This is a genomic window from Caballeronia arvi, assembly GCF_001544695.2.
Lineage (GTDB): Bacteria > Pseudomonadota > Gammaproteobacteria > Burkholderiales > Burkholderiaceae > Caballeronia > Caballeronia arvi.
Window position 1 is genome coordinate 127,041 of record NZ_FCOM02000009.1, and the last position, 14,091, is coordinate 141,131.

16 protein-coding genes are annotated in these 14,091 nt (G+C 63.5%); 11 read left to right on the forward strand and 5 right to left on the reverse strand.

What is annotated here, in order from left to right:
- The first annotated feature begins 58 nt into the window (after positions 1–58).
- The 3 genes from AWB74_RS13395 (at position 59) to ptsP (ending at position 2,829) form a co-directional block, all read left to right on the forward strand.
- Entirely contained in the window at positions 59–550 is a 492-nt protein-coding gene (locus AWB74_RS13395; RefSeq protein ID WP_061147232.1) for a PTS sugar transporter subunit IIA, read from the forward strand.
- Between the two features lie 37 nt (positions 551–587).
- Positions 588–857 carry an HPr family phosphocarrier protein gene (locus AWB74_RS13400; RefSeq protein WP_061122339.1) on the forward strand — a complete coding sequence of 90 codons (270 nt, stop codon included), beginning with the start codon at positions 588–590 and terminating at the stop codon, positions 855–857.
- A gap of 211 nt (positions 858–1,068) precedes the next feature.
- Positions 1,069–2,829: a phosphoenolpyruvate--protein phosphotransferase gene (ptsP, locus tag AWB74_RS13405; protein ID WP_200821966.1), complete on the forward strand. Its 1,761-nt coding sequence runs from the start codon at positions 1,069–1,071 to the stop codon at positions 2,827–2,829.
- A gap of 11 nt (positions 2,830–2,840) precedes the next feature.
- Here the strand turns inward: ptsP and AWB74_RS13410 are convergent, their stop codons facing one another.
- The 3 genes from AWB74_RS13410 to gpmA all read right to left on the reverse strand — a co-directional run bounded on the left by AWB74_RS13410 (position 2,841) and on the right by gpmA (position 6,270).
- Entirely contained in the window at positions 2,841–3,599 is a 759-nt protein-coding gene (locus AWB74_RS13410) for a HesA/MoeB/ThiF family protein (RefSeq protein WP_061147234.1), read from the reverse strand.
- A 103-nt stretch (positions 3,600–3,702) separates the two neighbouring features.
- Positions 3,703–5,286: a S41 family peptidase gene (locus AWB74_RS13415; RefSeq protein WP_061147235.1), complete on the reverse strand. Its 1,584-nt coding sequence runs from the start codon at positions 5,284–5,286 to the stop codon at positions 3,703–3,705.
- Positions 5,287–5,523: 237 nt separating this feature from the next.
- Complete coding sequence (gpmA, locus tag AWB74_RS13420) at positions 5,524–6,270, reverse strand: 2,3-diphosphoglycerate-dependent phosphoglycerate mutase (protein ID WP_061147236.1); 747 nt, start codon at positions 6,268–6,270, stop codon at positions 5,524–5,526.
- Positions 6,271–6,453: 183 nt separating this feature from the next.
- Here gpmA and AWB74_RS13425 point away from each other — a divergent pair, with 183 nt between their 5' ends.
- The 5 genes from AWB74_RS13425 to AWB74_RS13445 all read left to right on the forward strand — a co-directional run bounded on the left by AWB74_RS13425 (position 6,454) and on the right by AWB74_RS13445 (position 9,276).
- Positions 6,454–6,879, forward strand: coding sequence for a rhodanese-like domain-containing protein (locus AWB74_RS13425; protein WP_061122344.1), 426 nt, complete (start codon positions 6,454–6,456; stop codon positions 6,877–6,879).
- Positions 6,876–7,136, forward strand: coding sequence for a glutaredoxin 3 (gene grxC, locus AWB74_RS13430; RefSeq protein ID WP_061147237.1), 261 nt, complete (start codon positions 6,876–6,878; stop codon positions 7,134–7,136). Before AWB74_RS13425 ends, grxC begins: the two co-directional genes overlap by 4 nt.
- Before the next feature lie 69 nt (positions 7,137–7,205).
- Positions 7,206–7,676 (forward strand): protein-export chaperone SecB, encoded by a 471-nt coding sequence (secB, locus tag AWB74_RS13435; protein ID WP_061147238.1) that lies wholly within the window; start codon positions 7,206–7,208, stop codon positions 7,674–7,676.
- 33 nt (positions 7,677–7,709) lie between these two features.
- Positions 7,710–8,708, forward strand: a complete 999-nt coding sequence (locus tag AWB74_RS13440) for an NAD(P)H-dependent glycerol-3-phosphate dehydrogenase (RefSeq protein WP_061147239.1) — start codon at positions 7,710–7,712, stop codon at positions 8,706–8,708.
- Between the two features lie 28 nt (positions 8,709–8,736).
- A complete protein-coding gene (locus AWB74_RS13445; RefSeq protein WP_061147240.1) occupies positions 8,737–9,276 on the forward strand; it encodes an O-acetyl-ADP-ribose deacetylase in 540 nt (179 codons plus the stop codon).
- Here the strand turns inward: AWB74_RS13445 and trmL are convergent.
- Together trmL and AWB74_RS13455 are read right to left on the reverse strand one after the other, a co-directional pair.
- Positions 9,249–9,719 carry a tRNA (uridine(34)/cytosine(34)/5-carboxymethylaminomethyluridine(34)-2'-O)-methyltransferase TrmL gene (gene trmL / locus AWB74_RS13450; protein WP_061147241.1) on the reverse strand — a complete coding sequence of 157 codons (471 nt, stop codon included), beginning with the start codon at positions 9,717–9,719 and terminating at the stop codon, positions 9,249–9,251. The genes AWB74_RS13445 and trmL overlap by 28 nt on opposite strands.
- Positions 9,720–9,741: 22 nt before the next feature.
- Positions 9,742–10,488, reverse strand: coding sequence for a ComF family protein (locus AWB74_RS13455; RefSeq protein ID WP_235024564.1), 747 nt, complete (start codon positions 10,486–10,488; stop codon positions 9,742–9,744).
- Between the two features lie 188 nt (positions 10,489–10,676).
- Between AWB74_RS13455 and AWB74_RS13460 the strand changes: the two genes are divergently transcribed.
- The 3 genes from AWB74_RS13460 to coxB all read left to right on the forward strand — a co-directional run bounded on the left by AWB74_RS13460 (position 10,677) and on the right by coxB (position 14,034).
- Positions 10,677–11,657, forward strand: coding sequence for a methyltransferase domain-containing protein (locus AWB74_RS13460; RefSeq protein WP_061147243.1), 981 nt, complete (start codon positions 10,677–10,679; stop codon positions 11,655–11,657).
- Between the two features lie 232 nt (positions 11,658–11,889).
- Positions 11,890–12,363: a DUF2244 domain-containing protein gene (locus tag AWB74_RS13465; protein WP_061147244.1), complete on the forward strand. Its 474-nt coding sequence runs from the start codon at positions 11,890–11,892 to the stop codon at positions 12,361–12,363.
- Between the two features lie 45 nt (positions 12,364–12,408).
- Positions 12,409–14,034 (forward strand): cytochrome c oxidase subunit II, encoded by a 1,626-nt coding sequence (gene coxB / locus AWB74_RS13470; RefSeq protein WP_061147245.1) that lies wholly within the window; start codon positions 12,409–12,411, stop codon positions 14,032–14,034.
- Positions 14,035–14,091 lie beyond the last annotated feature (57 nt).

The window sequence follows — 14,091 nt, forward strand, 5'->3', positions numbered from 1 at the left end:
AATCGGACGTTATCGTCTGATTTTTGTCGCTAATCGTCGCTTGAGGCAACATCCTGACATGGCTGGCATCCTGATCATCGCGCACGCACCTTTCGCTACCGCACTACGCGAGTGCATCGCGCATATTTACGGCGGCTTGCCCGCGCGCATCGGCGTCATCGATGTGACGCCCGACTGCGATCCCGTCGAGGTCCGCGCGTTCGCGCGCTCCGAAATCGATCGCCTGAAGGAAGACAACGGCGCGATCGTGCTGACCGATGTCTTCGGCGCGACGCCCGCGAATATCGCCGCGAGCCTGCACGATGCCGATGTGCGCGTCCTCGCCGGCTGCAATCTGCCGATGCTCGTGCGCGCCGTCTGCTACCGCGCGACGCCGCTCGACACGCTCACCGAAAAGATTCTTCAGGGCGGCTCGAAGGGCATTCAGGAACTGGATTCGTCCACGCCGCTCAATCCCTGCGCGCTCGCCACCAAAGCCGCCGGCTCGCCCGATCCTGCATGCTCGGCAAGCGCGGATCTCGTGAGCGCCAAGGCGGCCGCCAGCCACTGACGCCGCTCATTTCATTCATCTAGCGTTTCGGAGCATCATGCTGCAACAAGAAACAACAATCGTGAACAAGCTGGGGCTCCACGCACGCGCTTCCGCCAAGCTCACGCAACTGGCGGGCAATTTTCAATGCGAAATCTGGATGAGCCGCAACGGCCGCCGGATCAACGCGAAGAGCATCATGGGCGTGATGATGCTGGCGGCGGGCATCGGCAGCTCGGTGACGATCGAAACCGAGGGCTCCGACGAAGCCGAAGCCATGCAGGCGATGCTCGCGCTCATCGCCGATAAATTCGGGGAAGGGCAGTAAGCGCTTCATCGCCGTATCGGGCCTGTGAAAAGCCGCGCTTCGACGCGGCTTTTTTGCGCCTCCGATTTGCTTGACTTCGAGCAACCGTCCCGGCCCTGACGCGACCGTGTGTTCAGGGACTCATCGCCGCATTCGAATTTATAATGGACGCGCGGTTGGCCCGCCGAGGGGGCTCGAGAGACCGCGACAATCAAAACTAGAGGAGGTGCGCGTGTCCTTCACGCTGCATGGAATTCCCGTCTCGCGCGGCATCGCCATTGGGCGCGCATACCTGATCGCGCCGGCGGCGCTCGACGTAGACCATTACCTGATCGAACCCGATCAGATCGACGCGGAAATCGCCCGATTTCACGCGGCGCAGGCGGCCGTACTCGCGGAACTCGAAGCGCTGCGCGAAGACCTGTCCGCCGATGCGCCCAGCGAAATGGGCGCGTTCATCAATGTCCATATGATGATCCTGAACGATGCCATGCTCGTGCAGGAAACCATCGATCTCATTCGCACGCGCCGTTACAACGTGGAGTGGGCGCTCACCGAACAGCTCGAAATTCTCGGCGGCTACTTCGACGAAATCGAGGACGAATACCTGCGCGAACGCAAGGCCGACGTCGAGCAGGTCGTCGAGCGTCTCCTGAAGGCGCTTGCCGGCGCGCCGACGGCTGCATCGCTCGTCGTACACACGGCGGCGAGCAACGGCCACAACGAGATGATCGTCGTCGCGCACGACATCGCGCCGGCGGACATGCTCCAGTTCAAGACGCAGGCGTTCAAGGGCTTCGTGACGGACTTAGGCGGGCGCACGTCGCACACGGCGATCGTGGCGCGCAGTCTGGGCATTCCGGCGTCAGTCGGCGTGCAGCAGGCGAGCGTGCTGATTCGTCAGAACGATCTCATCATCGTCGACGGTGATCATGGCATCGTGATTGTCGATCCGGCGCCGATCGTCCTCGAAGAATATTCATACCGCCAAAGCGAGAAGCTGCTCGAGCAGCGCAAGCTCCAGCGCCTGAAGTTTTCGCCGACGCAAACGCTCTGCGGCACGAAGATCGAGCTGTGCGCGAACATCGAATTGCCGGACGACGCGCAGGTCGCGGTCGAAGCGGGCGCGATGGGCGTGGGCCTGTTTCGTACCGAATTTCTCTTCATGAACCACAAGGATCAGTTGCCGGAGGAAGAGGAGCAGTTCGAGGCGTACAAGCGCGCGGTCGAGTTGATGAACGGCAAGCCGGTGACGATCCGCACGATCGACGTCGGCGCCGACAAGCCGCTCGATTCGATGACGGCTGGCGACGGCTACGAGACCGCGCCCAATCCGGCGCTCGGCCTGCGTGCGATTCGCTGGAGTCTGTCCGAGCCGCAGATGTTCATCACGCAGTTGCGCGCGATTCTGCGCGCGTCGGCGTTCGGCGCGACCAAGATCCTGATTCCGATGCTCGCGCACGCGCAGGAAATCGATCAGACGCTCGATCTGATCCGCGAGGCGAAGCGACAACTCGACGAAGAGGGCATCGCCTACGATCGCCAGATTCAGGTCGGCGCGATGATCGAGATTCCCGCGGCGGCCATCGCGGTGCGGCTGTTCCTGAGCCGGCTCGACTTTCTTTCGATCGGCACGAACGATCTGATCCAGTACACGCTCGCGATCGATCGCGCCGATAACTCCGTCGCGCATCTGTACGATCCGCTCCATCCGGCGGTGCTGAATCTGATCGCGTTCACGCTGCGCGAGGCGAAGCGCGCGGGCGTGCCGGTGTCGGTCTGCGGGGAAATGGCGGGCGATCCCGCCGTCACGCGGCTTTTGCTCGGACTCGGTCTCACCGAGTTTTCGATGCATCCGAGCCAGTTGCTCGTCGTGAAGCAGGAGATTCTGCGTTCGAGCCTGAAAGCGCTAGAGAAGCCTGTCGCTGACGTACTCGCCGCCTACGAGCCTGCGGAACTCGAAGCGGCGCTTGCCGCGTTGCAGAAGGCCTGATTCAACTCGCGTCATTTCACGTCGCGCGCGCCGCAGACCGGGCAATCCGGCTGGCGCGCGATTCTCATCGTGTTCCATTCCATGCGCAGCGAGTCGAGCATCATCAGACGACCGCCGAGCGTCTCGCCGAAGCCGCCGATCACGCGCAGCGCCTCCGCCGCCTGCATCGCACCGATGATGCCGACCGTCGGCGCGAACACGCCCATCGTCGAACAGGCGACTTCCTCGAACGGCTGATCCGGCGGAAACACGCACGCGTAGCAGGGCGAGTCCGGCGAACGGAAATCGAACGTGCTGATCTGCCCGTCGAAGCGCAAGGCCGCGCCCGACACGAGCGGCACGCCATGCGAGACGCACGCCGCGTTGATCGCGTGACGCGTCGCGAAGTTGTCGCTGCAATCGAGAACGACGGTCGCTTGCGGGACGTTTTCATCGAGCCACTTCGAGTCTGCGCGCGCGTCGACCGCGTCGATGACGATATCCGGATTCAGCGCGTTCAAGGTCTCGCGCGCCGATGTCACTTTGGGCGCACCGACCGACCGCGTCATGTGCACGATCTGCCGCTGCAGATTCGTGAGATCGACGGTATCGCCGTCGACCAGCGTGATCTTTCCGACGCCCGACGCCGCGAGATACATTGCGGCGGGCGCGCCGAGACCGCCCGCGCCGACGATGATCGCGTGAGCATCGAGAAAGCGCTGCTGCGCCTCGATGCCGATTTCATCGACGAGGATATGGCGGGAATAGCGAAGGAGTTGGTCGTCGTTCATCGCGAAAAGAAGCGCTGGCTGGAACGAAGCATTCTAAGCGCGCAAAAGACAAAAGGCTTCGCAGCGTCATGCTGCGAAGCCTTTTGCGGGAACGACAGGCAGATTACTTCGTTTGCTGCGCGGTCGGCGCCGAAGCCGGTTGCGCGCCCGAAGCCGGCGACGAGCCCGGCGTGGCCGGCAGCGCCGGAGGCGCGACGACCGGCGCGGACGCCGAACGCGGCGGCTTGTTCTGCGCGAGCTTGCGTTCGCTGTACGACTTCGACTCGACGACCTGCTTGCCTTCGAGCTTGTTCAGCCCTTGCTGCAACATGAAGTCGTCGCTGCTGCCGAACTCGACCGGCTTGCGCTCGCGATCCTTGCGGCGCTGTTCGGGCGTCTTCTTGTCGTTCTGTTCCTCGAGAATGCGCAGTTGCTCCAGGCGATCCGCCTCGCGCTGTTCCTGCTCCTTCTTCTCGTTCGGGTCCTGCGTGTTCGCGAGGTGATTCGAGTAATCGACTTCGCGCGTGACGAGCGCGTCGTCCGGATCGCCGTCCGCGTATTGATCGACCGGAACGTCCGGGCGCACGCCCTGGTTCTGGATCGACTTGCCGCTCGGCGTGTAGTAGTAGGCCGTGGTCAGGCGCAGGGCGCTGTCGGCGGTCATCGGGCGGACGGTCTGCACCGAGCCCTTGCCGAAGGTCGTCTTGCCGACGATCAGCGCGCGATGATGATCCTGCAGCGCGCCCGCGACGATTTCCGACGCCGACGCCGAGTACGCGTTGGTCAGCACGACCATCGGCACCTTCTTGAAGATTTCCGGCACGCTCTTCAGCGGGTCCGCATCGAAGGACGGCAGGCGGTAGTTGTCGTAGGTGTCGCGGAAGGTTTGCTTCGCGTCCGCGATTTGTCCATTGGTCGACACGACCACCGAGTTATCCGGCAGGAACGCGCCCGCGACGCCGACCGCGCTCTGCAAGAGGCCGCCGCCGTTGTTGCGCAGGTCGAGCACGAGGCCCTTCAGGTTCGGCTGCTGGCGCGCGAGGTCCTGCAGTTTCGCGGCGAGGTCCGGCACCGTGCGTTCCTGGAAGCTTGTGATGCGGATGTAACCGTAGCCCGGCTCCGGCACCTTCATTTTCACGGACTGCACGCGGATCAGGGCGCGCGTCACGGTGAGCGGGAACGTGCGGTCGTCGCTCTTGCGGAAGATCGTGAGCGTGACCTTCGTGCCCGGCTCGCCGCGCATCTGCTTGACGGCCTTGTCGAGCGTCATGCCGCGCACGGGCTTGTCGTTGATGCGCGTGATGAGGTCGCCCGGACGAATGCCGGCGCGGAACGCGGGCGTGTCTTCGATCGGCGAGATCACCTTGATGAGACCGTCTTCCGACGAGATTTCGATGCCGAGGCCCGCGAAGCGGCCCTTGGTCTGCTCCTGCAGTTCTTCGTAATCGGTCTTGTCGAGATAGGACGAGTGCGGGTCGAGGCTCGACACCATGCCCTTGATGGCGGCGGTGAGGAGCTTTTTGTCGTCGACCGGTTCGACGTATTCGTGCTTGATTTGCCCGAAAACTTCGGCGAAGAGCCGCAATTGTTCGAGCGGCAGGGGCGTGGAAGCGGTTTGCTGCGCGGACGCGGAGATCTGCAGGGTTGCGAGTGCGCCGGCAGCAATGCCAACGGCGACCAGGCCGAAGTTTTTCAGGTTCTTTCGCATAGAAGGTGCGGTCGGAATCGTATGGGCTGCAACGTAAGTGTGACGGGCAGTATACCCGCTCGCCTCGATTGACGACTTAATCGCAACTTAAATGCCTGATGCTTTGGCGCCCGGCAGCGTAGGGTTGCGCACGTTTCGCGAAGAATCTGTCGGTACCGCTGGCGCGCCGTCAGCCGCACGCCATATGCGGCGAGGGCGTCTGTTTACGGCACCCTCGCCCGACCCGCGAGACGGGTGTCAGCCCGCTTTGCCTTGCTTGGCGACAGCCGCCTGCGCGGCCGCGATGGCTTCAGGATCGCCCAGATAGTAGTGCTTGATGGGCTTCAGGTTCTCGTCGAGTTCATAGACGAGCGGCACGCCGTTGGGGATATTCAGCCCGACGATGTCCTGGTCGGAGATGTTGTCCAGATACTTCACGAGCGCGCGGATCGAGTTGCCGTGCGCCGAGATCACGATCTGCTTGCCCGTTTTGATGGCCGGCGCGATCGACTCGTTCCAGAACGGCAGCACGCGCGCGACGGTGTCTTTCAGGCATTCGGTAAGCGGCAACTGCTCGCGTGGCACTTTCGCGTAGCGCGGATCGCCGAACGACGCGCGCTCGTCGTCCGGTGCCAGTGCGGGCGGCGGCGTGTCGTAGCTGCGGCGCCAGACGAGCACCTGATCGTCGCCGTATTTCTTGGCCGTTTCCGCCTTGTTCAGGCCCGCGAGCGCGCCGTAGTGCCGCTCGTTCAGGCGCCACGAATGCACGACCGGGATATACATCTGGTCCATTTCGTCCTGCACGTGCCACAGCGTTCGGATCGCGCGCTTCAGCACCGACGTATAAGCGATGTCGAACTTGTAGCCCGCTTCCTTCAGCAGCACGCCGGCCTGGCGCGCCTCGCGGTTGCCCTGCTCGGTCAGGTCGACGTCGACCCAGCCGGTGAAGCGGTTTTCCTTGTTCCACGTCGATTCGCCGTGGCGGATGAGCACTAGCTTGTACATGATGTCGGTCGGTCAGTTGGAAAAGCGGGTGCGCCGATCGCGCCCCGTCATCCTGCACCTGCGGACGGGGCGCCGCCATCGGCCGGACGGCAGAGGCCATCGCGGGAAACGGTTATTTTATAATGCCCCGATTGCCCTGATTTCCCTTTCTTCCTTTCCTACTCAATTTCGGCGGCCCTCGACGTGAAGTTTTTCACTGATTACACGAATATCGCACTCATCGTCATCGCGCTGGTTTCCGGCGCGCTGCTCCTTTGGCCCGCCGTCATGCGGCGCGGACGCGGCGGCGTAAGCGCTGCCGAAGCCACCACGCTCATCAACCGGCGCAATGCCGTGGTCGTCGACCTGCGGCCCGCGGCGGAATTCGCGAAGGGGCACCTGCCGTCGGCACGAAATATCGAATTGACGGAGCTTCAAGCAAAAATCGGCCAGATCGCAAAGAATAAGAGCAATCCGGTCGTGCTCGTTTGCCAAACCGGTCAGGAATCGCAGCGCGCGAGCCGCACCGTGTCCGAGGCGGGCTACGCCGAGGTCCACGTTTTGCAAGGCGGAGTAGACGCCTGGCAAAAAGCAGGCATGCCGGTGGTGAAACAAGGAGCAGTCAAGTGAAGAAAGTCATGATGTACAGCACGGTCGTGTGCCCGTATTGCCAGATGGCCGAACGTCTACTAAAGTCCCGCGGGGTCGACGCGATCGAGAAGATCCTGATCGACCGTGAACCGGGCCGGCGCGAAGAAATGATGACGCGCACCGGCCGGCGCACCGTGCCGCAGGTTTATATCGGCGATACGCATGTCGGCGGCTATGACGATCTGTCTGCACTCGACCGCAAAGGCGGGCTCGTGCCGCTGCTCGAATCTGCCTGAAGACGCATTCGCGGCGCGCGTTTCAATGTGTTTGCGCGCGCCGCATACTGAAATACCTAGGAAATCATTATGTCCGACGAGAACAATCAGCCGTTTTTCAACATCCAGCGCATCTACCTGAAGGACATGTCGCTCGAGCAGCCGAACTCGCCCTCCATCTTCCTCGAGCAGGAAATGCCGTCGGTGGAAGTCGAAGTCGACGTGAAGGCCGACCGCCTCGCGGAAAGCGTCTTCGAAGTGCTGGTCACGGGCACCGTCACGGCGAAGGTCACCGAGAAAGTCGCGTTCCTGATCGAAGCGAAGCAGGCAGGCATCTTCGATATCCGCAATATTCCGGCCGAGCAGATCGATCCGCTCGTCGGCATTGCGTGCCCGACCATCCTGTTCCCGTACCTGCGCTCGAATATCGCCGACGCGATCACGCGCGCCGGTTTTCCGCCGATCCACCTCGCGGAAATCAATTTCCAGGCGCTGTACGAGCAGCGCATCGCCCAGCTCGCGAGCGCGCAGGAAGGCGCGGCGAACGGCGCGACGCACTGACCGCCCACTGAGTCTGCCGGACCGGAGCCGAGCATGAAAGTAGCCGTTCTCGGCGCCGGCGCGTGGGGCACCGCACTTGCGGGCCACCTCGCGACCCGGCACGACACGAAGCTCTGGGCGCGCGATGCCGCGCTCATCGAATCTCTCTCACGCACGCACGAAAACACGCGCTATCTCAAAGACGTTGCGCTGCCGCCCGCGCTCGGCTTCGAGACGGATTTCGTCGCGGCGCTCGCGCATGCTTCGGCGGACGACGCGCTGTGTGTCGTCGCCACGCCCGTCGCCGGCTTGCGCGAACTGTGCCGTGCGATGCGGCAGGCCGGCATCGTGCCGGCGCATATCGTCTGGCTGTGCAAAGGCTTCGAGGCCGACACGCAGAGTCTCCCCAATGAAGTCGTCGCGGCCGAATTGCCCGAGCATCGCAGCAATGGCACGTTGTCCGGCCCGAGCTTTGCACGCGAGGTGGGGCAGGGCTTGCCGGTCGCGCTGACGGTCGCGAGCGCGTCGTCGGAACTGGCGGCGCGCACGGTCACGGCGTTCCATCACGGCGCGATGCGTATTTACACCGGCGACGACGTGATCGGCGTCGAAGTGGGCGGCGCGGTGAAAAACGTGCTCGCCATCGCGACGGGCATCTCCGACGGCCTTGGCCTCGGCCTGAATGCACGCGCCGCGCTCATCACACGCGGGCTCGCGGAGATGTCGCGGCTGGGCGTCGCGCTCGGCGGCCGCGCGGAGACCTTCACCGGGCTGACCGGCCTGGGCGATCTCATCCTCACCGCGACGGGCGATCTGTCGCGCAATCGCACCGTCGGTATGCAGCTCGCGACCGGACGCACGCTCGACGAGATTCTCGCGGCGCTCGGCCATGTCGCGGAAGGCGTGCGTTGCGCGCGCGCGGTGCTGGCCCTCGCGCAGGCGCGGGGCATCGACATGCCGATCACGCAGGCGGTATGCCGCGTGCTCTTCGATAACGTGACACCGCGCGATGCGGTGCAAGCCCTTCTCAGTCGGGACGCAAAAGCAGAGTAAAAGCTGAATACGCGGAGGTGCGTGTGCGATGGCCAAGCTCGAAGCGCTGAAAGCCGACATCACGACGCTCACCGTCGACGCCATCGTCAACGCGGCGAACAAGTCGCTGCTTGGCGGCGGCGGAGTCGACGGTGCGATCCATTGCAAGGCGGGCAAAGGCTTGCTGCGCGAATGCAAGGCGCTCGGCGGGTGCGAAACCGGCGACGCGAAGCTCACCGGCGGCCACGATCTCCCCGCCACCCACGTGATCCACGCGGTGGGCCCGCGCTGGAGCGGCGGCAAAAAGAACGAGCCCGAATTGCTCGCGCGCTGCTACCGGCGTTCGCTCGAACTCGCCGAAGAAGCCGGCTGCAAATCGATCGCGTTTCCCGCGATCAGTTGCGGCATCTATCACTTTCCCGTGGATCAAGCCGTGCCGATCGCGGTGCGCACGGTCATCGAAACGCTGCCTTCCACGCCATCCATCACACGCGTCATCTTCGCGTGCTTTGAGGACGACATGCTCGCGCGCTATCAGGCCGAGCTCGATGCGGCAAAGGCTCAAGCGCCGCCTTCGAAGCCCGCCTGACGCCACGCCTCGAACGTCACGATCGCGACCGTGTTCGACAGATTCAGGCTGCGGTTGCCCGGCCGCATCGGCAGGCGCACGCGCTGTTCGGTCGGGAAGCGCTCCAGCAAGGCGGGCGCGAGACCGCGCGTCTCCGCGCCGAACACGAACCAGTCGCCCGGCTTGAACGCGTGATCGAAGAACGGTGTCGAGCCGCGCGTCGTGAACGCGAACATCCGCGCGGCGTCGGGCGCTTCCTTCGCGATGAAGGCATCCCAATCCGCATGCACGTTCATTTCGGCGTACTCGTGATAATCGAGACCTGCGCGGCGCAACTTCGCATCGTCGAGCGGGAAGCCGAGCGGCTCGATCAGATGCAGCCGCGCGCCCGTATTGGCGCACAGGCGGATCACGTTGCCGGTGTTCGGCGGAATTTCGGGTTCGACGAGTACGACGTTGAACATATAGTGCTGTGGTTAAAGAGGGTTAATCCTTCGGTGTACGCAGTGCCACGAAATTGGTCACGCGCCGCGCGCCGGCAAGCTTGAGCATTCGCGCGAGGGCATCGAGCGTCGCGCCGGAGGTCATCACATCGTCGACGACGCCGACATGCTTGCCGCGCACATCGCCCGAAATCGAGAACGCACTCGCGACATTGCGGCGGCGCGCATCCTGATCGAGCCGCGATTGTGCTGACGTATGCCTCACCCGCGCGACGATCGACGCATCGCTCGGCACACCCATCGATCGCGCGAGCGGCCGCGCGATCGCCCACGCCTGGTTATAGCCGCGCGCGACGATCCGTGCGCGCGAGAGCGGCACCGGCACGATCACGTCGGGCACGGGCAGATCGCTGTCTTCGAAGAGCGCATGCAGATTTCGCGCGAAGGTCTCGCCCGCGGCAAGCCGTGCGCGAAATTTCAGCTCGACGGCGAGCGTATCGAGCGGCGCGCGATAGTCGGCGAGCGCGAGCGTGTCGTTGAAAGCGGGCGGCGATTCGAGGCACGCGGCGCAGTGCGCGCGCGTGTCGTCGCGTTCGCGTCTCATGTCCGATGCGCCGAGCGGCAGCGCGCAAGTCGCGCAGCGCAGGCGCGGCTCGTTCCAGTATTGCGCGTCGCAGCCTTCGCACAGCAGCTCTTGCGACAAATTGCCGCACAAAGCGCACTGATTCGGCAAAGCGATATCGGTGAGCCGTTTGATCGTCGACGCGAATTTACGAACGCGCGACGGCATGGGCGTTCGGAACGGGAGACGAATACGGTCGGCTTTCATGACGGCGAGATCGGAAAAATCACGGCTCGAAGCGCTAAACACGCGCAATCGTTGCGCCTCAGGAGGCGTTTATGCCTCGTATCAGCGGTTCGCATGGGTTGTTTTCGAGACGACCGAGTATACTTCGCACTCTCATCGAAAAGATCGACATGTCCCCGACATCCCCCGACACTAGCCGTCCGGCCTATGATCCGCGCCGTCTGCGCGCGATCTTCGACGGACGCGCCGCCGCCTTCGACGACGTCGCTTTCCTGCCGCGCGAAATCGCGCAGCGCATGCGCGAACGGCTCGAATACATCAAGGTCGCGCCGCTGCGCGTCCTCGATGCGGCGTGCGGCGTCGGCGCGGACCTGGGCGGTCTTCGGGAACGCTTCGCCGAGGCATCGGTAATTGGTGTCGATATTTCGTCCGCGATGCTCACGCGCGCCCACGCCGCCGAATCCGCGGATGCCGAGAGCGGCGCAGGCTGGCGCCGTTTTCTTCCGTCGACGCTCGCGAAAGCGTTCGGTGCGCGCGGTCCGCAACTCGCGCAGGCGGATTTTTCCGCGCTGCCGTTCGCATCGGACGCGTTCGAATTGCTGTGGTCGAATCTCGCGCTTCATTGGCACGTGCGCCCCGACCTCGTGTTCCCCGAATGGCAGCGCGTGCTGAAGGTGAATGGCCTTTTGATGTTCAGCACGTTCGGCCCTGACACGCTGCGCGAACTCAGAGCCGCCTATCGCGAAGCGGAGCGCACGCTCGGTCTTGCGCCCGTGCCGCACGCGATCGATTTCGTCGACATGCACGATCTCGGCGACATGCTCGTGGAAAGCGGCTTCGAAATTCCGGTCATGGATCAGGAAGTCCTGACGATCACGTACAAATCGCCCGAATCGCTTTTCGCCGACGTGACGCGCTGGGGCGCATATCCGTCCGAGCGCGCATTCGAGGCGGGTCGCGCCGACGCGAAAGCCATGCGCGACGCGGTTCATCGCGCGCTGGAAGCGCTGCGCGGCGACGACGGCACCATTGCGCTGACCTTCGAAGTGATCTACGGCCACGCGTGGAAAGCGGTGCCGCGCATGACGGCCGAAGGACACGGCATCGTGCGGCTGGAAGATATCGGACGAGGCTCAAAACCGAAACGGTAAAGGGGTAAAGAGCGCCGTTGTTATGTCTGAAATTTGCGCGAAAAAAGCGCGCAAAAAGGTGCGTCAAAAGGGCGCAGAAGCTTGTGGCGCTTGGCTTTGCGACGTTACGACCCTTGCTTGTGGATGCCACCCAAGACGCCTATAATGCGTCAGTTTGTCGCCCGGACTGACACAATTCTGGGTGAAATCCGAGCAAAAGTGTGTGATTGCGTGCGGATTGACGGAGACAGCGATGCAGGCCAGTCAGACGCTGACGGAGTCCGAGCCGGTCATCAAAGACTGGCTGATGAAGCGAAACTGCTCGGTGTCGCCGCGTCAGTTTGTGGGCTTTTACCTGTCGCTTGCTTTGTTTTCGCTGGCAATCGCAACGCCGCTGTTCCTGAACGGCGCCTGGCTGGTGCTGCCGTTCACCGGAGTCGAGTTGGCGGTCGTGGGCATCGCGTTCGTGAATTACGCACGCCATGCCGTCGACTACGAACGAATCCGGTTGTATCGAAACCGGTTGTTGATCGAACAGATGAACGCCGAAGTGCTGACGCAGTTCGAGTTCAACCCGCGCTGGGTGCGGGTCGAAACTGGCGCGACACCGAGAGAGCCGCTCACGATCGTATCGCGCGGTCAATCGGTGAAAATCGGACAACACCTTGCACAGCATCGTCGCGAACAATTTGCAGCCGAGTTGCAGGCGTCATTGAGACGTCTTTGAGAGGAGCCGGCGCTCGCGCGATGTAACGGGGGGTCGAGGGTTTGAATGGAAAATTTGGGTAAGGATGCTATGAAAACAATCAAGCGAGCCCTCTCGGGCGTGCTGGCGGCAGGCGCACTGCTCACCGCCGGCGCGGCCTTGGCGGTCGAAAACAGTCCAGGCGGTCCCGCTGTCAACGAGATCAACTTCCAGCCGCCCGTGACGAAGATCGCCGAGGAGCTCTACGGCCTCCATATCTTCATGCTCATCATCTGTACCGTCATCTTCCTTGGCGTGTTCGGGGTGATGTTCTATTCGCTCTTCAAGCATCGCAAGTCGAAGGGCTTCAAGCCGGCCAATTTCCACGAAAGCACCACGGTCGAAATCATCTGGACGATCGTGCCGTTCGTCATCGTCATTCTGATGGCGCTGCCGGCAACGAAGGCCGTCGTCGCGATGAAGGACACGAGTAACGCCGACCTCACCGTCAAGGTCACGGGTTATCAGTGGAAGTGGGGCTATGACTACGTGAAGGGTCCGGGCGAGGGCATCGGCTTTCTCTCCACGCTTTCCACGCCGCGCAGCCAGGTGAACGGCCAGCAACCGATCTCCACGCTGTATCTGCAGGAAGTCGACAACCCGCTCGTCGTGCCGGTCGACAAGAAGATCCGCATCATCACCACGGCGAACGACGTCGTGCACTCGTGGTATGTCCCGGCGTTCGGCGTGAAGCAGGACGCGATTCCGGGCTTCGTGCGCGACACCTGGTTCAAGGCCGAGAAGGTGGGCACGTACCGCGGCTTCTGCACGGAACTGTGCGGCAAGGAGCACGCGTACATGCCGGTGGTCGTCGAAGTGCTGTCGGCTGACGACTACGCGAAGTGGGTCGACGCGCAAAAGAAGAAGATGGCCGCAGGCCAGGACGATCCGCTCAAGACCTACACGATGCCGGAGTTGATGGCGCGCGGCCAGCAGGTCTATACGTCGAACTGCGCGGTCTGCCACCAGCCGACCGGCAAGGGCGCGGGCCAGTTCCCGGCGATCGACGGCTCGAAGATCGCGACCGGCTCGATTGCCGAGCATCTGAACATCGTGTTGCACGGCAAGGGCGCCATGCCGCCGTGGCAGGGCGTGTTGAACGATGTCGAGCTTGCATCGGTCGTCACGTTCGAGCGCAACAACTGGAGCAACCATACCGGCGACCTGCTTCAACCGAAGCAAGTCATCGACGCCAAAGCGGGCAAGATGCCGCAAGGCGGCGGCACCTCGGCGGCGGCATCGGCGCCTGAGGCTGCGAGCGCCGCGCCCGCGGCCGCGGAAGCCAGCGCGCCGGCTGCATCGGCTGCGCAAACGACGCAGGCAGCAGCGCCGGCAGCAGGCCTCCCCGCCAGCATCTATTTCGAGACGGGCAAGGACACTCTGCCCGCCGACGCCAGCAACGCCGTGCAAGCCGCGGCCGCTTACGTGAAGGCCCACCCGGACGCGAAGCTCGCGCTGTCGGGCTTCACGGACGCGACCGGCGGCGCCGACCTGAACGCCGATCTCGCCAAGCGCCGTGCGCAAGCCGTGCGCGATGCGCTCAAGGCGGCGGGCGTTCCGGAAGATCACATCGTGCTGAAGAAGCCCGAGTCGATCACGGGCGGCACGGATGCCAAGGAAGCACGCCGCGTAGAAATCAGTCCGGCTGCTTGACGTGACTCACTTCCGCTCTTCCTTCGCACACTGGATGCAACGGAAGAGCAGGTGGGA